21 protein-coding genes, 4 tRNA genes and 2 pseudogenes are annotated in these 18,446 nt (G+C 54.0%); 15 read left to right on the plus strand and 12 right to left on the minus strand.

What is annotated here, in order from left to right:
- Nucleotides 1-13: 13 nt before the first annotated feature.
- The 9 genes from HLB35_RS01975 (at nucleotide 14) to HLB35_RS02015 (ending at nucleotide 4,561) form a co-directional block, all read left to right on the plus strand.
- Nucleotides 14-88, plus strand: a tRNA-Gly gene (locus HLB35_RS01975).
- A 164-nt stretch (nucleotides 89-252) separates the two neighbouring features.
- Nucleotides 253-328 (plus strand) — tRNA-Glu (locus HLB35_RS01980).
- A gap of 21 nt (nucleotides 329-349) precedes the next feature.
- Nucleotides 350-424 (plus strand) — tRNA-Gly (locus HLB35_RS01985).
- Between the two features lie 230 nt (nucleotides 425-654).
- Nucleotides 655-1,656, plus strand: coding sequence for an ABC transporter ATP-binding protein (locus HLB35_RS01990; protein WP_171701298.1), 1,002 nt, complete (start codon nucleotides 655-657; stop codon nucleotides 1,654-1,656).
- A complete protein-coding gene (locus HLB35_RS01995; RefSeq protein ID WP_171701299.1) occupies nucleotides 1,653-2,426 on the plus strand; it encodes an ABC transporter permease in 774 nt (257 codons plus the stop codon). The genes HLB35_RS01990 and HLB35_RS01995 overlap by 4 nt, the downstream gene beginning before the upstream one ends.
- Nucleotides 2,423-3,256 (plus strand): NADPH-dependent 7-cyano-7-deazaguanine reductase QueF, encoded by an 834-nt coding sequence (gene queF / locus HLB35_RS02000; RefSeq protein WP_171701300.1) that lies wholly within the window; start codon nucleotides 2,423-2,425, stop codon nucleotides 3,254-3,256. The genes HLB35_RS01995 and queF overlap by 4 nt, the downstream gene beginning before the upstream one ends.
- A gap of 48 nt (nucleotides 3,257-3,304) precedes the next feature.
- Nucleotides 3,305-3,865 (plus strand): nitroreductase family protein, encoded by a 561-nt coding sequence (locus HLB35_RS02005; RefSeq protein WP_171701301.1) that lies wholly within the window; start codon nucleotides 3,305-3,307, stop codon nucleotides 3,863-3,865.
- A gap of 1 nt (nucleotide 3,866) precedes the next feature.
- Nucleotides 3,867-4,379, plus strand: a complete 513-nt coding sequence (locus HLB35_RS02010; RefSeq protein ID WP_171701302.1) for a YiiD C-terminal domain-containing protein — start codon at nucleotides 3,867-3,869, stop codon at nucleotides 4,377-4,379.
- Nucleotides 4,380-4,474: 95 nt separating this feature from the next.
- A tRNA-Ser gene (locus HLB35_RS02015) sits at nucleotides 4,475-4,561 on the plus strand.
- Nucleotides 4,562-4,646: 85 nt separating this feature from the next.
- Here the strand turns inward: HLB35_RS02015 and HLB35_RS18060 are convergent.
- The 6 genes from HLB35_RS18060 to HLB35_RS02035 all read right to left on the minus strand — a co-directional run bounded on the left by HLB35_RS18060 (nucleotide 4,647) and on the right by HLB35_RS02035 (nucleotide 8,404).
- The gene (locus HLB35_RS18060) at nucleotides 4,647-4,877 is read right to left on the minus strand and encodes a sensor histidine kinase (RefSeq protein ID WP_328730795.1); all 231 of its coding nucleotides are present in this window, start codon (nucleotides 4,875-4,877) and stop codon (nucleotides 4,647-4,649) included.
- A complete protein-coding gene (locus HLB35_RS18065; protein ID WP_328730797.1) occupies nucleotides 4,826-5,293 on the minus strand; it encodes a sensor histidine kinase family protein in 468 nt (155 codons plus the stop codon). Before HLB35_RS18065 ends, HLB35_RS18060 begins: the two co-directional genes overlap by 52 nt.
- Entirely contained in the window at nucleotides 5,284-5,832 is a 549-nt protein-coding gene (locus tag HLB35_RS18070) for a sensor histidine kinase family protein (protein ID WP_328730799.1), read from the minus strand. Before HLB35_RS18070 ends, HLB35_RS18065 begins: the two co-directional genes overlap by 10 nt.
- A gap of 211 nt (nucleotides 5,833-6,043) precedes the next feature.
- Nucleotides 6,044-6,724, minus strand: a complete 681-nt coding sequence (locus tag HLB35_RS02025; RefSeq protein WP_171701303.1) for a response regulator — start codon at nucleotides 6,722-6,724, stop codon at nucleotides 6,044-6,046.
- The gene (locus tag HLB35_RS02030; protein WP_171701304.1) at nucleotides 6,706-7,680 is read right to left on the minus strand and encodes a glycosyltransferase family 9 protein; all 975 of its coding nucleotides are present in this window, start codon (nucleotides 7,678-7,680) and stop codon (nucleotides 6,706-6,708) included. Before HLB35_RS02030 ends, HLB35_RS02025 begins: the two co-directional genes overlap by 19 nt.
- A gap of 214 nt (nucleotides 7,681-7,894) precedes the next feature.
- The gene (locus HLB35_RS02035) at nucleotides 7,895-8,404 is read right to left on the minus strand and encodes a cytochrome b/b6 domain-containing protein (RefSeq protein ID WP_328730803.1); all 510 of its coding nucleotides are present in this window, start codon (nucleotides 8,402-8,404) and stop codon (nucleotides 7,895-7,897) included.
- Between the two features lie 169 nt (nucleotides 8,405-8,573).
- Between HLB35_RS02035 and HLB35_RS17790 the strand changes: the two genes are divergently transcribed.
- Nucleotides 8,574-8,705, plus strand: coding sequence for a hypothetical protein (locus HLB35_RS17790; RefSeq protein ID WP_268895874.1), 132 nt, complete (start codon nucleotides 8,574-8,576; stop codon nucleotides 8,703-8,705).
- Between the two features lie 12 nt (nucleotides 8,706-8,717).
- On the opposite strand, the gene HLB35_RS02040 is transcribed toward HLB35_RS17790, so the two are convergent.
- Entirely contained in the window at nucleotides 8,718-9,035 is a 318-nt protein-coding gene (locus HLB35_RS02040) for a monooxygenase (RefSeq protein WP_171701305.1), read from the minus strand.
- 295 nt (nucleotides 9,036-9,330) lie between these two features.
- Nucleotides 9,331-9,513, minus strand: a pseudogene (locus HLB35_RS02045) (transposase); the annotation flags it as partial.
- A gap of 160 nt (nucleotides 9,514-9,673) precedes the next feature.
- On the opposite strand from HLB35_RS02045, the gene HLB35_RS02050 reads away from it, so the two are divergent.
- The gene (locus HLB35_RS02050; RefSeq protein WP_171701306.1) at nucleotides 9,674-10,522 is read left to right on the plus strand and encodes a sulfurtransferase; all 849 of its coding nucleotides are present in this window, start codon (nucleotides 9,674-9,676) and stop codon (nucleotides 10,520-10,522) included.
- Nucleotides 10,523-10,544: 22 nt separating this feature from the next.
- Here HLB35_RS02050 and HLB35_RS02055 read toward each other — a convergent pair whose 3' ends face one another.
- The 3 genes and pseudogenes from HLB35_RS02055 to HLB35_RS17795 all read right to left on the minus strand — a co-directional run.
- Nucleotides 10,545-12,278 (minus strand): bifunctional diguanylate cyclase/phosphodiesterase, encoded by a 1,734-nt coding sequence (locus HLB35_RS02055; protein ID WP_171701307.1) that lies wholly within the window; start codon nucleotides 12,276-12,278, stop codon nucleotides 10,545-10,547.
- Nucleotides 12,279-12,389: 111 nt separating this feature from the next.
- Nucleotides 12,390-13,688: a methyl-accepting chemotaxis protein gene (locus HLB35_RS02060; protein WP_328730972.1), complete on the minus strand. Its 1,299-nt coding sequence runs from the start codon at nucleotides 13,686-13,688 to the stop codon at nucleotides 12,390-12,392.
- Nucleotides 13,665-13,976 (minus strand): annotated as a pseudogene (locus HLB35_RS17795) (Tar ligand binding domain-containing protein); the annotation flags it as partial. The pseudogene HLB35_RS17795 and the gene HLB35_RS02060, both read right to left, overlap by 24 nt.
- Before the next feature lie 442 nt (nucleotides 13,977-14,418).
- On the opposite strand from HLB35_RS17795, the gene HLB35_RS02065 reads away from it, so the two are divergent.
- Nucleotides 14,419-15,285: an MFS transporter gene (locus tag HLB35_RS02065; RefSeq protein ID WP_235936939.1), complete on the plus strand. Its 867-nt coding sequence runs from the start codon at nucleotides 14,419-14,421 to the stop codon at nucleotides 15,283-15,285.
- On the plus strand, nucleotides 15,285-15,527 hold the full coding sequence (locus HLB35_RS16845) for a hypothetical protein (RefSeq protein WP_235936940.1): 243 nt from the start codon (nucleotides 15,285-15,287) through the stop codon (nucleotides 15,525-15,527). The genes HLB35_RS02065 and HLB35_RS16845 overlap by 1 nt, the downstream gene beginning before the upstream one ends.
- An 85-nt stretch (nucleotides 15,528-15,612) precedes the next feature.
- Here HLB35_RS16845 and HLB35_RS02070 read toward each other — a convergent pair whose 3' ends face one another.
- Nucleotides 15,613-15,888, minus strand: coding sequence for a metal-sensing transcriptional repressor (locus HLB35_RS02070; protein WP_171701309.1), 276 nt, complete (start codon nucleotides 15,886-15,888; stop codon nucleotides 15,613-15,615).
- A 279-nt stretch (nucleotides 15,889-16,167) separates the two neighbouring features.
- Between HLB35_RS02070 and HLB35_RS02075 the strand changes: the two genes are divergently transcribed.
- Complete coding sequence (locus HLB35_RS02075; RefSeq protein WP_171701310.1) at nucleotides 16,168-17,196, plus strand: DUF2157 domain-containing protein; 1,029 nt, start codon at nucleotides 16,168-16,170, stop codon at nucleotides 17,194-17,196.
- 104 nt (nucleotides 17,197-17,300) lie between these two features.
- On the plus strand, nucleotides 17,301-18,380 hold the full coding sequence (gene ppk2, locus HLB35_RS02080) for a polyphosphate kinase 2 (RefSeq protein WP_235936941.1): 1,080 nt from the start codon (nucleotides 17,301-17,303) through the stop codon (nucleotides 18,378-18,380).
- Nucleotides 18,381-18,446: the final 66 nt, after the last annotated feature.

Genomic DNA, 18,446 nt, shown 5'->3' on the forward strand with positions numbered 1-18,446 from the left:
AGACCAGTTTTACGCGGGAATAGCTCAGTGGTAGAGCATCGCCTTGCCAAGGCGAGGGTCGGGAGTTCGAATCTCCTTTCCCGCTCCAAGATCTAGTGGTACGGAACGGTAGGCGAGGGTCGTGAGCTGGAACGCCAGCCCGGTCGAATCACCTTTCCGCTCCAAGATCTAGCGGTACGGAACGGTAGGCGAGGGTCGTGAGCTGGAACGCCAGCCCGATCAAATCACCTTTCCCGCTCCAAGATTTAATACGTCCCATTCGTCTAGTGGCCTAGGACACCGCCCTTTCACGGCGGTAACAGGGGTTCGAACCCCCTATGGGACGCCATCAGTTCTAGCGGTACATCAAGCGGGAATAGCTCAGTGGTAGAGCATCGCCTTGCCAAGGCGAGGGTCGGGAGTTCGAATCTCCTTTCCCGCTCCAAGATCTAGCAGTATTGAACGGTAGGCGAGGGTCGTGAGCTGGAACGCCAGTCCGATCGCATCTCCTTTCCCGCTCCAAGTTTCACCCCTCCTTCTCAGATCTGTTCGACAGCGAAAAGTTGATTGAATGGTTATCTCCTGTACGCATCTGTATATTCCCGAAAAGCTTGAAAACGGCAGATTCGCCCTTATATCTCTTCTATTTACTTTCATTGCTGACAGGACATATTTATGGCCGAACCGGCACTGTCGATTCGTGGGCTTACCAAAGTCTACGACAACGGCTTTCATGCTTTAAAAGGCATTGATCTTGATGTGCAGCAAGGCGATTTCTTCGCTCTGCTGGGCCCTAACGGCGCGGGCAAATCCACGACTTTGGGCGCCGTCTGTTCGCTAGTGCAAAAAACCAGCGGCAAGATCACCATTTTCGGTATCGATACAGATCGCGACTTTGCCAAGGCCAAGTATCAGCTGGGCGTGGTACCGCAGGAATTCAACTTCAATCAGTTTGAGAAAGTGCTTGATATTGTGCTGGCCCAGGCGGGTTACTATGGCATGACTCGCCGTGAAGCGCTGCCAAGGGCAGAAAAGCTGCTGACCGATCTGGGCCTATGGGACAAGCGCAACGGCAGTGCCCGTATGCTGTCTGGCGGGATGAAGCGCCGCCTGATGATTGCCCGGGCGCTTATGCATCGCCCCAAACTGCTGATTCTGGATGAGCCGACCGCCGGTGTGGATATCGAGCTGCGCCGCAGCATGTGGGAATACCTGCGCCGCATCAACCGCGATGAAGGCACCACGATTATTCTCACCACACACTATCTGGAAGAGGCCGAAAGTCTGTGCCGTAATATCGCCATCATCAACCACGGCGATATTATCCGTAATACCAGCGTGCGCGCCTTGCTCAAAGAGCTGAATACAGAAACCTTCCTGCTCGACATTACACAGCCACTTGATAAAGCCCCGGAAGTGGAAGGCTTCGAGCTGAGCCTGGTAGAGCCTACCCAGTTAGCCCTGGTGTTCCATCGTGGGCAGGAATTGAACGATGTGTTTGAGGCGCTCAGCCAGCAGGGCATCAAGGTGGTGTCCATGCGTAACCGCGCCAACCGCCTGGAAGAAATGTTTGTCTCCATGGTAGAGGCGGGCAATCACGCCATCGACCAGAAAGCCGCTGAGCAAGGTATTCCAGCCAACCAGGGCTCTGCACCGGCCAAGGAGGCGCGCGCATGAATGCAATGCAAACGCTGGTCGCCTTGTGGACGGTGGTGCTTAAAGAGATCAAGCGCTTTACCCGTATCTGGCCACAGACCCTTTTGCCGCCGTCCATTACCATGACGATGTACTTCATTATCTTTGGTAACCTGATCGGTTCGCGGATCGGGGCGATGGATGGCTTTACCTATATGGATTTCATCGTGCCGGGGCTGATCATGATGGCAGTGATCACCAACAGCTACTCCAACGTGGCCTCTAGTTTCTTCTCGAACAAGTTTCAGCGTTCGGTAGAAGAAATGATGGTCTCGCCGATGCCAAGCTGGGTTATTCTGTCAGGCTATATTTTTGGCGGCATGGCCCGTGGTTTGGGGGTTGGCCTGATAGTGACGCTGGTGTCGCTATTTTTTACCCGTCTCACCCTGGAGCATCCCTTCCTGACCCTCCTGGTGGTGGTGCTAACCTCGGCACTGTTCTCAATTGGCGGCTTTATCAATGCGTTGCTGGCCAACAAGTTTGATGATATTTCTATCGTGCCAACCTTTATTCTTACCCCGTTGACCTACTTGGGCGGTGTGTTCTACTCGATTTCCATGCTGCCGGACTTCTGGCAGGCGGTTTCCATGCTCAACCCGATTCTGTATATGGTCAACGTCTTCCGCTATGGCTTTCTGGGCGTGTCGGATATACCGGTTGGCTGGGCGTTAGCGGCCATTGTTGGCTTTATACTGGTGCTGTTTGTGGTGGCACTGAAAATGCTGGAACGCGGTAAGGGGATTCGCGCATGAGTCATCGTCCTGAAACCCTTGCCAACGCACCCCTCGGGCGGGAATCAAGCTACCCGGAGCAGTATGACGCCGGGCTTTTATACCCCATTGCTCGCGCTGCGAATCGTGCTCCTCTGGGCATTGATGACACTGCGCTGCCGTTTACCGGTGAAGATGAATGGCATGCCTTTGAAATGAGCTGGCTTAACCCGCGTGGCAAGCCGATTGTCGCCGTGGCGCGCTTTACCTTGCCAGCGGAATCGCCGCACCTGATTGAGTCAAAATCCTGGAAACTCTATCTCAACAGCTTTAACCAAACCCATTTTGCAAGCTCTGAAGCGGTTAGCAAGCGTCTGGTGGAGGATCTTTCCAAGGCTGCCGGTGCCCCAGTCAAGGTTGAACTGCTTGATGTTGACAGCCCAGAGCTTGCGCCTCAAACACTACCAGGGGAGTGCCTGGATGAGCTGGATATTGCGGTAGCCGCCTACACGCCTTCGGCTACCCATCTTGAAGTAGGCGATGAGCAGGTGGAAGAAACCCTGTATTCCCACCTGCTGAAATCCAACTGCCCGGTAACCGGCCAGCCTGATTGGGGTAGCGTGCTGATTCGCTATAAAGGCCGTAAGATTGAGCGCGAAAGCTTGTTGCGCTACGTTATTGGCTATCGTCAGCATCAGGATTTTCATGAGCACTGCGTCGAGCATATCTTTACTGACCTGATGCGTGTCGCCGCTCCGGACGAACTGCTGGTGCTGGCCCGCTATGTGCGCCGTGGCGGCCTGGATATCAGCCCCTGGCGGGCAACACCCGGCATGGCGCCACCTCGCCCGCTGCGATTGGCACGCCAATAAGCGTATTGAATTCGACAAGCCCGGTTATTTCCGATCAGGGAGCCACTGATGGACGCACTGACACTACTGCATGAGCGCAGTTCGATGGGTAAATTGATGGCCCCCGCGCCATCGCCTGAAGAGATGGAAACCATCTATCAAGCTGCGCTGCGCGCGCCGGATCACAAAGAGTTACGACCCTGGCGCTTTATTGAGTTCAGCGGTGAAGGTCTGGACCGACTGGGAGAACTGTTCGCAGAAGCGGATTTCCAGGAAGACCCCAACGCTGATGATGCCAGCCTCAACGCTGCCCGTAAGAAGCCGCAGCGTGCGCCCATGGTGATTGCGGTAGTCGCCAAGATTGTTCCAGATAACCCCAAGGTTCCCAAAATTGAGCAGGTAATTTCTGCAGGCTGTGCCGCACACGGTATTCTCCTTGCTGCTCATGCGCTGGGCTACGGCGCCATGTGGCGCAGCGGTAAATACGCCTTCGACCCTGTGGTACGCAAGGGGCTGAATCTGGGGGAGGAAGACCAGGTAATTGCCTTTATCTACCTGGGCACCCTGGGCGGGCGGCACAAACCGGTTGCCCAACACAGTACCAGCGATTTTGTTGAGCGCTGGGACTGATATGGCCAGCAGACCTGAACGTCAGCCAGGCATTGCTCACCCACGCCTGCCATTGCCGGAAGGCCCAGAAGACCTGCTAGCCTTTCAGCGCTGGCTGGAAGAGGCGATCCCTATGGTGGCTGCGCTGGGGATTCAAGCAATGAGCGAAGAGGAGGGCGCCCTGATATGGCAGCTAGCGCTCGCGCCCAGCCTGAACGATAAAGGCACCGGCTTTGGTGGCGCTCTGACCGCCCAGGCCACCCTGCAAGGCTGGTGCTGGGTGACACTCTTTTTGCGTCAGCAAGGCTTGCAGCGTGATGTGGTCGTCGCCGATGCCAGTCAGCGCTTTATCGCCCCGGTCACCGATAACTACCGGATGATATGTACGCCCGAGGAGCCTGCAGGTGCTCAGCGATTGGTCGACAAACTGCAAACCCGTGGGAAGGGCAGTATCACCCTCAAGCAGCAGCTTTTTTGTGGCGACACCCTCTGCTTTGAAGCAACAGGGCGCTACGTTGTGCTAGCCAACACCTGAAGCTGAAAAAGAGTTGCTATTTCACGACTTAGGGCATAGAATATGCGCCGTTCTGTTGAGAAAGGCAACGCCTGAAACAGCCGAGCAAAAAACGCGGAGGGGTGTCCGAGTGGTCGAAGGAGCACGCCTGGAAAGTGTGTAAGTCGAAAGGCTTCGAGGGTTCGAATCCCTCCCCTCCGCCAAGAATTTAGATTAAGCCGCTGATTTCAGCGGCTTTTTTGTGCCTGCCACTTGGTCAACGTTGGATTTTCAGATCGACTACATCGCTCAGAGGGCATTGGTCTGCGAAAACTCAGGGCTCCGATAAGGCAGCGTCACTTCGACACTTAAACCACCTGCTTCTCTGTTTCGCATGTCGAGCGTGCCGTGATGACGATGGATAATGCGTTCAACGATGGAGAGCCCCAAGCCGGCACCGCCGTTGTTACTACCTCGATAAAAGCGGGTCATGACCTGCTGACGCTTGTCGGGCGAGATGCCGGGGCCTTCATCAGCCACGGTGAGTGTAATGTGGCCCGTGTGTATGGCAAGGCTGACGGTAATCGTGCCGCAAACGGGGAGTGTTGTAGCGCGTTACTGACCAGGTTCTGCAATAGCGTTTCAATGGCACCGGGCTCAGCCGTTATCCACCAAGAGGCCCCAGGGTCTGCATCGAGTTGTAACGTTTGGCGGTATTGAGACGCCAGCGGCGCGAGCTTAGCGAGCGTTTCCTGCGCCTCGCGAAAAAGGTGTAACGGTTGAAAGACGATGCTGTCTTCATTGCCCGGCTCCAGGCGGGCGAGGGTGAGTAGTTGCGAGACCAGGCGGGTGCTGCGCAGGACCCCTGCTCGCATTTCCACCAGTGCCGCTTCCCTATCCTCCGGCGTGTTCTGTTGGTTCAATGCATTCTGTGCGTGCAAATCCATCACGGCCAAGGGGTGCGTAATTCATGCGCCGCATCAGCAATAAAGCGTTTTTCCCGCTGGCGAAGGCCGCGAATACGCTGCATTAGTCGGTTCAGCGCCGATACCATCGTGTCCAGCTCGCGTGGCAGTAGTGAGACGTCCAGAGGCTTTAAATCATCGGGGTTGCGATTGGCAATCTGCTCAGTGAGACGTAGCAGGGGAGCTAACCCCCACCCGATAGCGTACCAGAGCATCAGCGCTAAAATGGGCAAACCGATCAGGTCAGGTATCAACGAACGAAAGGCAAAGGTTTGAATGAGCTCGCCGCGTACATCACCCCGTTCAGCCACGACGATACGCCGACCGGGTTGCGTTGATATCAAGCTGTATACCCGCCAATCATTGCCGTCGACCTGATGATCGCTATAGCCCGGTGTCTTCGCAAAGGGGTGGCTAGGCGCACTGGATGTGCGTAGTAGGAGCGTCTCCCCCTCCCAGAGCTGAAAGGCGAATTTACTTTCATATTGATGGCCAGGAATAGCGTCATTTTTGATGGCGGCGCGCTGCAATGCCTTTTCCAGGCGCTGAAGTAGTGCATCGTCATCGTCAATAGTGGGGGCGTCAATAGCCCCTCAAGCAAGCGGGCGTTTTGTGCCAGGTGCGCATCGTAAAGCTCTTCGATCTCGTGCGTTGCGGACACATAGCTGATAATGCCGATCAGCATCATGCTGATGGTAAGGGTCAGCAACGTTACACTGAGCGTGCGGTGGCGGATGGAACTCATGGCGTTGAAGTCAGTGTCTCAGCGTCTAGCACGTAGCCGATGCCCCGTACCGTGCGAATGAGGCTAGAGAAAAACTTTTTGCGCAGGTGATGGATATGCACCTCGATGGCATTGCTCTCAACCTCATCTTCCCAGCCGTAAACTAACTGAGTGAGCGTCTCTCTAGTAAAAACGCGTCCTGGGTGACTCATCATCTCGTATAAAAGCGTAAATTCGCGGCGGGATAGCGTTATCGCTTGTTCTTGGTAAGTAACATGCAGCGTGTCGGGAAAGAGCTCAATACCGCGACATGTTAAAACGCTGACGCCTTTCCCGGCACTACGTCGCAGCAAGGCACGCAGACGCGCCTTGAGTTCGGCCACCTCAAACGGCTTGATGAGATAATCATCGGCACCAGCGTCCAAGCCTGTGATGCGATCTTCGACGGCGTCGCGTGCGGTGAGTACAAGCACGGGGACGTGATTTTGGCGACGACGCGCTGCCAGCAACACGTCAATACCGTCAACGCCGGGAAGCCCGAGATCCAGGATAACGGCATCCAGCGGCTCATGGTTCTCCAGGGTGGCTAACGCCTGATGGCCATCGCCTAAGTGATCCACCGTGTATCGCTCTGACTTCAACGCCAAGCGAATGCCAGATGCCAAGCTCACATCATCTTCTACGAGTAAGATTCGCATGGCGCAACACTATCTCCTGTAGCACAAGGCGATATGGGCACAGAGCACGTTGTTTGAGTGATCGTATCAACGACCTCTGCCGGGGTAGGCGATAACAATACCTGATCGGCATAACCCCGTGGGGCAAATTTTTGTGAACCAGCGGTGTTCAGCACCGCTGTTACGGGTACACCTAATGCGACAGCCATGTGCATCGGCCCTGTATCCGGCGTGATTAAACGAGGCAGCTGTTCCAGGGTTGCAGCAAAGGTGCGTAGTGGCATGTTGGGGGCGATATGGCCATAGTGACCGACATGATGCTGAAGCGCTGACTGAAGGGCAGCTTCTTCTGGGCCGATGAGCAGAATGAAACGAATGCCGCGGGCATTGAGTGCACCGCATAGCGATTGCCAGAAGGCCAATGGTAGGCGTTTATTCAAGTGACCTCCCACAAAGACGCCAACATCAAAGGGGTCGCGAGATATCTGCTTAAGTTGTGCTTGTGCCTGTGCCTGTTCGGGCTCTGAGATTACAATCCAAGGCCGTGTTTCGCAGTCAAGCCCGAGAGAGTGCGCAATAGTGGCCGCCATGTCATAGGCATGCGTCTGGCCAGAGGGCAAGGTATAGACAGCATTATAGCTGCCTGCTAAACGCGCGTTAGCTCCCAAGGTGAATCGCGCGGCAGCGCCTTTCAAGCACAACCAGCCCGTCAACGATGTGTCGGCGACTTGAATGGCCAAATCATAGCGGCGATGACGTAGCGTTCGCCACAGCGCAAGCAGTTTCCATGGGCGAACCAGCATGTCGCGGCTAAGCGCATGGCAGTGCGCTAACGGCATCCCTTTAAATAGCGATGCAGTCGTATCGGTGGCTAAATAATCGACCTCAATATCAGGACGCGCCCGCGCAAAGGCGTCAATTAGCCGCGCGCTGATCAGGGCATTCCCAATGCGGAAATTGGGACGAACCAACAACACACGCTTAACACCATCTAAGGTAGCTGGAGATGCTTGGTTGGGGGCAGAGGAGCTGGCGAGCCGGAGATAGAGCCAGGCTTTAGCATTTTTTCCAGCGTTTTGCCCAGGCGGCGCATGGCGCTGTTACGTCGTAAGTGGGTAAGTAACGTCATAAAAGGGCCACTCGTGCAACATTAAGGAGTGACCACTATCACGGTATTGTCTTAACAAAATCTTAAGACTGAGCATCATGATGGTTAGAGGTGTGACGACGGCGATACCCATGCAGCATGCCAGTAATAAGATTATCACGCTGCTTGATGCTTTCTAACACTGCACCAAACACATGCAACGGCACGAGAAAAAGGATTGCATTGGCCATGAATTCGTGAGTTTCTTCAACCCAACCCACGCCCCAGAAGCGGTCCGTTTCCTCCATCATGTAGCCAGTCAGGCCCAGACCAAGCAGCAACCCAAGCAATACCAGCATCATGACTGCGCCCAGTGGTGTATGGGTAATACCGGCTTGCTCAGGTGTGTTATTACAACCACGCAACGCCTGTTTCAGGCGGCTCAGCGTGGGCCAGAAACTTTTCCAACGAGCACTCCAAGGGCCGATAAATCCCCAGCAGATACGTATGACGATCAGTGCCACCAGCGCATAACCGAACCACTGATGAATATAGCCGCCTTCCTCGGTCAACCACAGGTTAGCGGCAACGCCGATGACCAGCGCCCAGTGCACCAGCCTGACTAATCAGAACCACGTTGTGGCTCTGGCGGTGAAGACATTCCCAAGGCGTTTCAGTACGTTTACTCGACAAGACGCTCGTGGTTAAAGAAAGTAGCATCGCTTGCCACTGATGCGTATCTAAACCGTCCGTATGCATTTACAACTCTGACCGGAGAACACCATGTCTTCACCCCTTGTGATTACCCAATGGCTACAGGAAAACCTGGATAACCCACGGTTGGTGCTGATTGACGCCTCCGGCCTCAGGTTAGGCACTTCTGAGTTGTGTTGCTGTTATCCCAGAGCGTGGTGAGGCGGCATCCTATCAAGCCGTAGTGCTATCGAAAGGCCCCTTATTGATAGCTGATAGGGCCGTGTTTGTGTCCAGAATTGCTGCGCTGATGCCGGTTATTCCCATTGCTTCCAACCGTGCAGTATGCATTTTGCAATAGGCTTTGGCATTGGTGCGAGTGTCGAACAGATAGATACCACCTGCCAGTTTCTGGTCTGCATTCTCTGTCCAGATTTTCCAGATAAAGCCTGGTTCCTGGTTGATACTTTCGGCCAGCGCGGCCATGGCGTTGGCCATCTCGTCACCGAAAGGACCATCAAAGGGAAAGTGAACCTGTAATATGACGGACATATTGTCTCCTGTAGAAATGATCAGCGGTCAAGAACGAACGTTTTTACCGTGAATTTAAGTGAGCCCTCTGACATGCTGTGGACAGGGTTGTTGACACTCGAGCCGGTAAAGCTACTCGTACTTATGCCTTGTCCGCCGATTTTGTATATATTATCAGTATAGGAAACGCTGAACAATTCGTCGCTGAGCAGCTGATACGCTCAGCGCAGCAAGTTCGAGCTCAGCGGTCGATTTCTGACCACCTCAGGTAGTCTATTTTCCCTGGCAGCCGGCTTATCCGGCTACCAGGCCAGATTCAAGACGGACTGGCCCCGTCAACTCGACCTTTACACCGCTTAGCCAGCACCAGATTAGCCAGACTGAATAAGCTGAACAGTTGTGCCTGGTTCTTGGCCAGCCCCTTTTAGCGCACCTTCCGGTAGCCGAAGAGGTTCTTGATGACATGAAACGGATGCTCAACCTTGGCACGGATGTTGGCTATTCGGAATCACGTTGTGGCTCTGGCGGTGAAGACATTCCCAAGGCGTTTCAGTACGCTTACTGGACAAGACGCTCGTGGTTAAAGAAAGTAGCGTCGCTTGCCGCTGATGCGTATCTAAACCGACCGTATGCATTTACAACTCTGACCGGAGAACACCATGTCTTCACCCCTTGTGACTGCCCAATGGCTGCAGGAAAACCTGGATAACCCACGGTTGGTGCTGATTGACGCGAGCATGGCGAAGGTTATTGGTAAAGAGCCGATTGTTTATGATCAACCGGTGTGGATACCGGGCAGCTACCAGATTGACCTGGAGGGCAGGCTCTGCGACACGCAATCTCCCCAGACGCACGCCTTTCCTACTGAAAAACAGGTTACTGAGGAGGCGCACAGGCTGGGCATTACGGCTGAGAGTCTGGTGGTGGTCTATGACAATCAGGGCATTTATTCAGCGCCTCGAGCCTGGTGGGTTTTTCGGGCGATGGGTGTCAAACACGTTTTTGTGCTGGATGGCGGCCTGCCGCAGTGGCTGGCCGAAGGGCGAGAGGGGGTGTCTGCGCCAGTTGCCAATGCGGCAACATCCGGCAGCTTTGTGGCTAATCTTGATCATAACCGGGTTCAGGGTTCAGCCTATGTTTTAGATCATCTGGAGGATGATCAGGTAACGGTCATTGATGCCCGATCCCGTGAGCGTTTTCTGGGTCAGGTGCCAGAACCACGCCCAGGTGTGCGCGGCGGCCATATTCCCCATTCCTGCAATCTCCCCTTTGCTGAGGTGCTGGAGGGTTACCGTTTCAAGCCTGCCAGCGAACTCAAGGCAATCTTTACTCAGCTTGCTCCAACCTTGCAATCCGGCAATGGGCAGCAGATGGTGTTTTCCTGTGGTTCAGGTATCACCGCCTGCATTATTTTGCTGGCCGCTGAGCTGGCTGGGTATGATCATCTGTCACTGTATGACGGTTCCTGGTCAGAGTGGGGCAGAGATGTTTCGCTGCCAGTGGCTTAGTGCTGCGGCTGCCGCTCAACCCTTATGTACGCCGGTCAACAAACAGACTGTTACCTGCCACTTTTTTGGCCTGATGCTTGAGCGCAGATAGCTCACTGGCGATATCCAATGCTTTAAAGCCGCTGCTCGGCGGAACCGGTTTGACCGCCACTGACACACTGAAGAAAGGAAAGAAGGTGGCGTTGCCTTGGCGATTCTCGACGTGGATGCCGCCTTGTGCGCGGTCACTTTCTTCATAAAAACCCGGTGCCATCGTTTCAACATGCTGCAGGATTTGCTGGATAACGCTTTCCCAATGCGCCAGGGGCAGCAACAGCATGAAGTCATCCCCGCCTATATGGCCGGTAAAACCGCCGACGCTTTCCACCTGAGACTGAAGCAGTCGTGCGATTGAGATGATGACGTGGTCGCCTCGGGCATAGCCATAGGCATCATTGAAAGCTTTGAAATTATCCAGATCGACGTAAGCGGCAGCAAAACCTGTGCTGGCTGCCAGATGATCACTCAACGTTTCATTGATAAGAATATTGCCGGGCAGGCCGGTTAAAGGGTTGGCATGACGCGCCTGGCGCACCTGAATGGCCGTGATTTCGCGTAGCAGGTCAACAATATTCCCCATCCCCTGGTAATCGCCCTTGCTATCCACAATCACGAAGTCTTCCTGTTCAATGTCGTGGCTGTCCGTCAGGCGCTGGCTGAGGGTTTCCAGCAACATGTCTGTCTCTGCGCTCAACATCCGCGTATCCGCCACCTGCATCACCGGGGTTTTTGCATACAGCGAATGGCTGTAGGGGTTAGTAAACAGGGCTAAAAACTGGTTGCGGCGCAGAACCCCCAGAGGCTTGCCGTCATTGACCACAGCGACACAACGCAGCTCCGGATGGTTGCGAAAACGCTCGGCCAGCTGTGGGATAGAAGCTTCTGGCGAGACTGGCTCTACTTGTCTGCACAGGGTGCCCGCGCTGCGCCCAGGGTTATGGCTGATATCTGCCGTTCCCGGCAATGGCATAGTCAAACGCTCAATGGGTGTGGCGCTGGGGCGAGCAAAATAAAACCCTTGAAGAAGCGACAGGCCACGATCAAGTTCCCACAGGCAGAGGTGTTCTGCCGCTGTTTCAACGCCCTCTGCAATCAATTTACAGTTCAGGCTGCGGGCGACTCCCAGGATGGAACCAAGAAATTCACGCTTGGCGGAATCACGGTCAATGCCGGAAATGAAATGCCGATCAAGCTTGACGAAATCTGGGCGTAGCTCTGACCAGTGGCGCAAGCTGGAATGCCCGGCTCCCAGATCATCCAGCGCGACCTGAAAGCCCATATCACGATAATGATCGACTGCCTGACGCATCAGGTCATAGTCATGAATAGGCACATGTTCGGTCAATTCAATGACCACCTGCTCAGCCGGGATACCGGCTTCGCGGATAAATCCAAGCGTCAGGCCCTCTTCAAAATCACGTTCAATAATGGTCAAGGGCATGACGTTGAGAAACAGCATGCCCGGTAAGGCAAGCTCGGCATAACGCTGAATGGCCAGGCGTCGACACAGCAGATCAAGCTCGACCAGCTTGCCTGTCCCGGTGGCCACCTCAAAAAGCCGCAGGGGTGAGTGCAGAGGAGAGTCAGCAGGACCACGCACCAGGGCTTCATACCCAAAGATACAAGGCCCACTGGCATCGACAATCGGCTGGAAAACAATCTCAAGTAGTTCCTTGTTGATAATGCGTTCCAACCATTGTGCTTCATGCGCTGTCATGCTGGTACCTGCCCCCGCTTAACCTAAAGTGACAATCATGCGGCATAGGTGTGACGGTAAAATGACAGGCTCCATCCCAGAGCTTGGCTATCTTTTTGATTGTCAATGTGATTATGGCCTGCCGGTGGCGGCTTCGGTGGTGGCTGGCAGCGCTGGCCTGCTTTGCCTCCAGCGGGGGCGGAATATATTCAACACAGTGGCTACCTCGGCGCTTTCATATGCGTCAGGGCTTGGCTTCGAGAGTAACGTCTGTGAAGAAGGTGTGTCGGCGTTCAGGGTGAATTGGTGGGCGTACTCATGCATATCGTTTGATTCACCTTCCAGATGACGAGCGCAAGCGGAAGCTTCATAAACTGTCTGGCGGGTTTCCTGAGCACTTTGCTCAACGCTGATGACGTTGGCTTCCAGTGACTCGATATCTATGCGCTGTGCCGCGTAGGCCTGAATGACATCATCCATTAACTGATCGACTTCTTTAACAGCGGTGATAATGCCACGGGTGTGTTCACCCGCCTGCTGGGACAAGGCGTTCCCCTTTAAGACGCTCTTGCGTGAAGCTTCAAGCCGTTGACGAATGTCGCTGGCGGCGTTAGCACTGCGCGATGCCAGATGCCTCACCTCATTGGCCACAACAGCAAATCCCTTGCCATGCTCGCCTGCTCTGGCCGCTTCCACAGAAGCATTCAATGCCAAGATATTGGTCTGGAAAGCAATGCTGTCAATCAGATCGATAATGCTCTGAATAGCTTCCGAGTCTTTATTGATAGAGGCCATTGTGGCGACAAACTCGCTGACCACCTGTTCGCCTGACTGAGCTTTCTGGGTAGTCGCGGTGGTCATCTGATTAATGTGTTCTGCCTTATCTACGTTTTGGCCCACCGTCAGCTTGAGCTTGTCCAGGCTGTTCGCCATCCGCTGCAAGGCGTTCATCTGTTCTTCAGTACGTGCCGACAATGAGTCATTGTGAGTGGTCATTTCCTGACTGCTGACATGAACCCGCTCGCTACTGTGGTTAAGACGGGTGACAGTTGCGGTCAGCGCTTCCTGCATCTGGCCGAGCTCATGAAACAGCTCTCCGATTTCATTTCGGTTTCTGGCGGTGATAGGAGCAGAAAGGTCACCATTGGCGATGCGTTTGAAATGCCGGGTAACCTCATTGAGCGGCCTGATGACATTTTTCACCACGCCCCACACCACAATAACTATCATCAGCAAGGCAATGGTCAGGGCCGCGATGACACCCTGGAAAAGCCAGCGTGAAATGCTCTCGAACTGGGCTTGCAGCGCATGCCCATTGGCCTGAACGCTGTTGAGGAAGGCATCCACACTGGCCACAAATTGACGGCTGCTGGTGTCCACCCGCGACTCCCCGGACAGGAACCCACTGACATCTTTATCTTCAAGCAGCATTAATTGCAGGCTCAGGTTGTTATTCAGTAATGACTGAAAGTCATTAATCAAGGCCTGCATCAGCACTTCCTGGTCTTCACTCACTTGGTTTTGTTTTAATGTCGTGAATGAGGCGTCAGCTTCTTGCATCAGGCGACGCGCCTGATCCAGCAAGGGGCCGGGGCGGTCAAAGGAAGGCTTACGAATCAGCTCGGCGGCACGGTTCATCTGGATGCGGGCACGCATCAAACGGTTATAGGCATCGTTGAGTTCACGTATCTGAGTCAAATCACGCTGGTATACGGTCTCAAAGGCATCACGCCCTACGTGATTGGCAAAAAGCCTAGCCCACTGGTCAGTAGGGTCAGGCCGCTGAACGCAATCAATACCAGTAGCCAACTGGCTTTGATACTTAAACGCTCAATCCATCGCATTATTTTCTCCATCTCAAATAATTACCGAATTAAATAGGTCGTGAGACCCTGGGTATTCCCATAAAAAATAGGACTTTATGTGGCAACTATGACGATGATGTTGCAGCACCAGGATTTGATAATCGCGACTGATAGCAGGATTTAGCCAGCCTGCTTTGTTGGATTGATATCGGTGGTTTCATCCAGAAAGGTGTTTTGCCTTTGTTGATGCTGTCTATCCTTGTTAAGCTATGAGTATCCCCCTGGGGGATAAAATGTTTGCTCATAATGCAACAAGCACGCTAAAAGCAGGCGTGTTTGTTCTCGTAAGGTGTGCCATGGAACTCTTTTGGGATAAGCGTTATCGCCATCTTTTCTCGGCCCAGGTGATTGCCCTGATCGGTACCGGCTTGACCACCGTAGGGCTTGCCTTGCTGGCCAGCGAACTGGCGGGAAGCCGTGCGGGCGTAGTGTTGGGTACGGCATTGGCCATCAAGATGATCGCGTATGTGGTCATAGCCCCTGTGGTAGGCGCCTATGCCACCCGGCTGCCGCGGCGTGCGCTGTTGGTAGCGCTCGATCTGATGCGCGCCTTGGTGGTGCTCAGCTTGCCGTTTGTCACAGCGGTATGGCAGGTCTACGTGCTTATTTTTCTTCTTAATACGTTTTCAGCGGGATTTACCCCCGTATTTCAGGCGACGATCCCCGATATTTTTGAAGATGAGCGTCGTTATACTAAAGCGCTTTCCATGTCGCGCCTGGCCTATGACCTGGAAAATCTGTTGAGCCCATTGTTTGCTGCCATGTTATTGGCGGTCATGTCGTTTAATGCGTTATTCGTGCTTAACGCCGTTGCTTTTATGCTGTCGGCGCTGCTGGTGGTGAGTGTTTCGCTGCCCTCATCACAGGCACCGGCCAAGGTAGTCGGGGGCGTGTGGGCGCGATTGACCCAGGGTGCCGGTATCTATTTGCGTACCCCCAGGTTAAGAGGCTTATTGGCGCTGAATATGGCCGTCGCCTCTGCTGGCGCCATGCAGATTGTCAATACAGTGGTCTATGTGCGTCATGTTCTGGGCGCGGGAGAGGCCAGTGTGGCAATTGCATTTGCAGCGGCAGGCTTTGGTTCGATGCTGATCGCACTATCAATGCCTCGCTTGCTTAAACGCTTGAACCAGAGGGCTGTGATGCTGGCCGGGGGATGCTGATGAGTGCTTCATTATTCGGCGGGCTGCTGTCTCCCGGTTTTTATGGCTTGCTATTGTTATGGTTTGTGTTGGGAGCGGGGGCGTCGATGGTTATGACGCCTACCGGGCGGCTATTGAAGCAGTCTTGCCAGGCTGACGAGCGACCGACCCTTTTTGCTGCGCAGTTTTCACTTTCCCATGCCTGCTGGCTGATAGGTTACCCCTTGCCGGCTGGCTTGGGGCTTCTCAGGGTATGGCGGTAGCGTTTGCCGTTCTGGGAACGATAGCCTTGGCCTCCACCCTGGCCGCGATGCGTCTATGGCCTGTGCGCAATGCAACGTCTGCCGTTCACAAATAGCGCACAATTGCCTTGAAATCCTCTATTTTTACCAGCTGTTGTGGGTCAATTTCATCCAGCGATGTTTCCAGGCAATGGTCAATATGATCCTGTATCAGGGTTCGTTTAGCCTGTTGAATGGCCTTTTCAACAGCATGTAGCTGCTGGGCAATATCGAGGCAGGGGCGTTCATCCTCAATCATCCGGGTAACGCTTTGCAGGTGACCATTGGCGCGTTTCAGGCGTTTGATAATATCAGGATGGCTCTGGTGTGGGGGTGAGGTCATAATCCGCTCCTGTTGTTGTCCCCTAAGAATGAATGAAACATTTTCACACGCGCCGCCAAGTACTGCCAGGGCTACGGAGAGGTTGTCGTTGTCAATATGGCGGTGATCATCAGGATAACCATCACAAGGTGGTGCAGCAGTTCGCGGTAATTGATCTGACCCCGGCGCGGATGAGCAATCACGGCGTGGGCACCAGTTTGCCTTGCTGATACTCAGGCGGCTGGCGGGGCGCTCAATTGATACTGGCCATCGCTATCAATAATTAAAGAAAGGGCTTGCATGAAGATCACAAGGAAGCAATTGAGCCAGGCGGCGGATGAACAGATTATCTCCCGCGAGCAGGCAGATGCGCTTTACTGGTTTTTACAGGCGCAGCCTGACGAGGTGCCGCGTTTTACCTTTAGTCATCTGCTTTATTATCTGGGCGGGTTGATAGCGATAGGGGCGATGAGCGTCTTTATGACCCTGGGCTGGGAGGCCTTTGGGGGTGCCGGTATCTTTTTGATTTCGGTCGTCTATGCCGCCATCGCTTTGATCATCACACATAGGCTCGCGGCCAGAAAGCTTGTGATTCCCGCCGGGATTTGTGCGGCTTTTGTTGTCTGCATGATGCCATTGGCCATTTATGGCTTGCAGCATTGGATGGGGGTCTGGCCGGATGACAGTGTCTATCAGGATTATCACCGTGTCGTAAAATGGCACTGGTTATATATGGAACTCGCAACGCTGGCCGTTGGCAGCGTCATGCTGTGGAAATACAGATATCCCTTTCTGGTGATGCCGATTGCCGTCACGCTTTGGTATATGACCATGGACGTGGCAGTGCTGGTATCAGGCGAAGATATCACGCTGCTAACGAGAGGGTTGATTTCACTGTACGTTGGATTGTTGATGATTGGCTTGGCGTTGTGGGTGGATATTAGATCCCGTCACCACGCTGACTACGCCTATTGGTTGTATCTCTTTGGCGTGGTGGCCTTCTGGTTGGGGCTATCGATTCAGGAATCGGATAGCGAGCTGTCAAAATTTCTGTATTTCTGTATCAATTTGGCCATGGTGGGCGTGGGGGCGGTGTTGCTGCGCAGAGTCTTTGTGCTGTTTGGTGCCCTGGGCATCTGCGGCTACCTGGGGTATCTGGCCTTCCATGTATTTCAGGATAGCTGGCTGTTCCCGATAGCGCTGTCAGCCATCGGCTTGGGCATTATCTATGTGGGCATCCAATGGCAAAAACACGAGCAGGCGATTACCCATAAGTTGCGTGCCTTGCTACCTGCCGTCATACGGGAATGGCTTTCGTCCAGGCCATGATCAATTAGGCAACTTGACTCATATCAAGCTTCTTCAATCAATAGCAGAGTATGATAATAACCAGGGGGAATTCATGTTGAATGACCCGACGACAAGGAAGCGCTATGACACTTGCCAACAAGACCAAAGACACAACACAACAGGCAGCTGAGAAGGCGGCGTTAGTGGATGAATTCAGCGTCATGCAGAAAACGCATGGTGCCCAGGAAGCCCAGGCGGCGGCGATTGCCGATATTCTGGGGCTGAAAGGCCCGTTGCCTGAGCCGCATGAAGAAACCCTGAAAGCCGTGGCGGATATTATCGATGGTGCCTCGCTGGATGATGTGGCGGAACTAAAGAAAGCCCTGATCAACTGGAAGCAGTTTGAAAAAGGCCGTGCTGTTTCCAAGGATGAGGCGCTGGTTGAAGACTGGCGAACGGCGGCTTACCCCTACAAGAACCGCCTGTCCCGTAAATCTTATGAAAAGCAGAAGTATTATCTTCAGGTTGAGTTGCTGAAGCTGCAGGCGTGGATCAGAAGTACCGGTCAGCGGCTTGTCATTGTGTTTGAAGGGCGTGATGCGGCAGGTAAGGGTGGCACTATCAAGCGCTTTATGGAGCACCTGAACCCGCGCGGCTCGCGGGTTGTGGCGCTTGAGAAGCCGACGGAAACCGAACAGGGCCAGTGGTATTTCCAGCGTTATATCAAACACCTGCCAACTCAGGGTGAACTGGTGCTGTTTGACCGTTCCTGGTACAACCGGGCGGGCGTTGAACGTGTTATGGGCTTCTGTTCTGAGCAGCAGTATCAGGATTTCCTGCGCCAGGCGCCGGAGCTTGAGCGTAACCTGGTGGGCAGCGGCCTGCACCTGATCAAGTTCTGGTTTTCGGTCAGCCGTGAAGAGCAGCAGCGCCGTTTCAAGGAGCGTGAACTGCATCCGCTCAAGCGCTGGAAACTCAGCCCGATTGATCTGGCGTCGCTGGAAAAGTGGGAAGATTATACCGTTGCCAAGGAAGCCATGTTCTTCCACACTGACCATTCCGAGTGTCCTTGGGTGGTGATCAAGTCAGACTGCAAAAAGCGCGCCCGCCTGAACGCCATGCGTTACGTGCTCAATGCGTTTGACTATGAAGGCAAGGACATCAATAACATCGGTGCTGCTGACCCCTTGATCGTCGGGCGCGCCGAGTTTTCGCACTCCTGATATAATGGCGGGGGCCGTCTAGCAGATCACCCCTTCGTGACAGAATGTCCGTTAATGACATGAGAC

It is taken from the genome of Vreelandella azerica (assembly GCF_013112225.1).
In the GTDB taxonomy this organism is placed as follows: Bacteria; Pseudomonadota; Gammaproteobacteria; order Pseudomonadales; family Halomonadaceae; genus Vreelandella; species Vreelandella azerica.

Excerpts from the sequence above, each read along its gene's own strand:
- HLB35_RS01990 (WP_171701298.1), top strand. The coding sequence starts at position 655 with ATGGCCGAACCGGCACTGTCGATTCGTGGGCTTACCAAAGTCTACGAC.
- HLB35_RS01995 (WP_171701299.1), top strand. The coding sequence starts at position 1,653 with ATGAATGCAATGCAAACGCTGGTCGCCTTGTGGACGGTGGTGCTTAAA.
- queF (WP_171701300.1), top strand. The coding sequence starts at position 2,423 with ATGAGTCATCGTCCTGAAACCCTTGCCAACGCACCCCTCGGGCGGGAA.
- HLB35_RS02005 (WP_171701301.1), top strand. The coding sequence starts at position 3,305 with ATGGACGCACTGACACTACTGCATGAGCGCAGTTCGATGGGTAAATTG.
- HLB35_RS02010 (WP_171701302.1), top strand. The coding sequence starts at position 3,867 with ATGGCCAGCAGACCTGAACGTCAGCCAGGCATTGCTCACCCACGCCTG.
- HLB35_RS02025 (WP_171701303.1), bottom strand. The coding sequence starts at position 6,724 with ATGCGAATCTTACTCGTAGAAGATGATGTGAGCTTGGCATCTGGCATT.
- HLB35_RS17790 (WP_268895874.1), top strand. The coding sequence starts at position 8,574 with ATGTCTTCACCCCTTGTGATTACCCAATGGCTACAGGAAAACCTGGAT.
- HLB35_RS02040 (WP_171701305.1), bottom strand. The coding sequence starts at position 9,035 with ATGTCCGTCATATTACAGGTTCACTTTCCCTTTGATGGTCCTTTCGGT.
- HLB35_RS02050 (WP_171701306.1), top strand. The coding sequence starts at position 9,674 with ATGTCTTCACCCCTTGTGACTGCCCAATGGCTGCAGGAAAACCTGGAT.
- HLB35_RS02055 (WP_171701307.1), bottom strand. The coding sequence starts at position 12,278 with ATGACAGCGCATGAAGCACAATGGTTGGAACGCATTATCAACAAGGAA.
- HLB35_RS02060 (WP_328730972.1), bottom strand. The coding sequence starts at position 13,688 with ATGCTGCTTGAAGATAAAGATGTCAGTGGGTTCCTGTCCGGGGAGTCG.
- HLB35_RS02065 (WP_235936939.1), top strand. The coding sequence starts at position 14,419 with ATGGAACTCTTTTGGGATAAGCGTTATCGCCATCTTTTCTCGGCCCAG.
- HLB35_RS16845 (WP_235936940.1), top strand. The coding sequence starts at position 15,285 with ATGAGTGCTTCATTATTCGGCGGGCTGCTGTCTCCCGGTTTTTATGGC.
- HLB35_RS02070 (WP_171701309.1), bottom strand. The coding sequence starts at position 15,888 with ATGACCTCACCCCCACACCAGAGCCATCCTGATATTATCAAACGCCTG.
- HLB35_RS02075 (WP_171701310.1), top strand. The coding sequence starts at position 16,168 with ATGAAGATCACAAGGAAGCAATTGAGCCAGGCGGCGGATGAACAGATT.
- ppk2 (WP_235936941.1), top strand. The coding sequence starts at position 17,301 with ATGACACTTGCCAACAAGACCAAAGACACAACACAACAGGCAGCTGAG.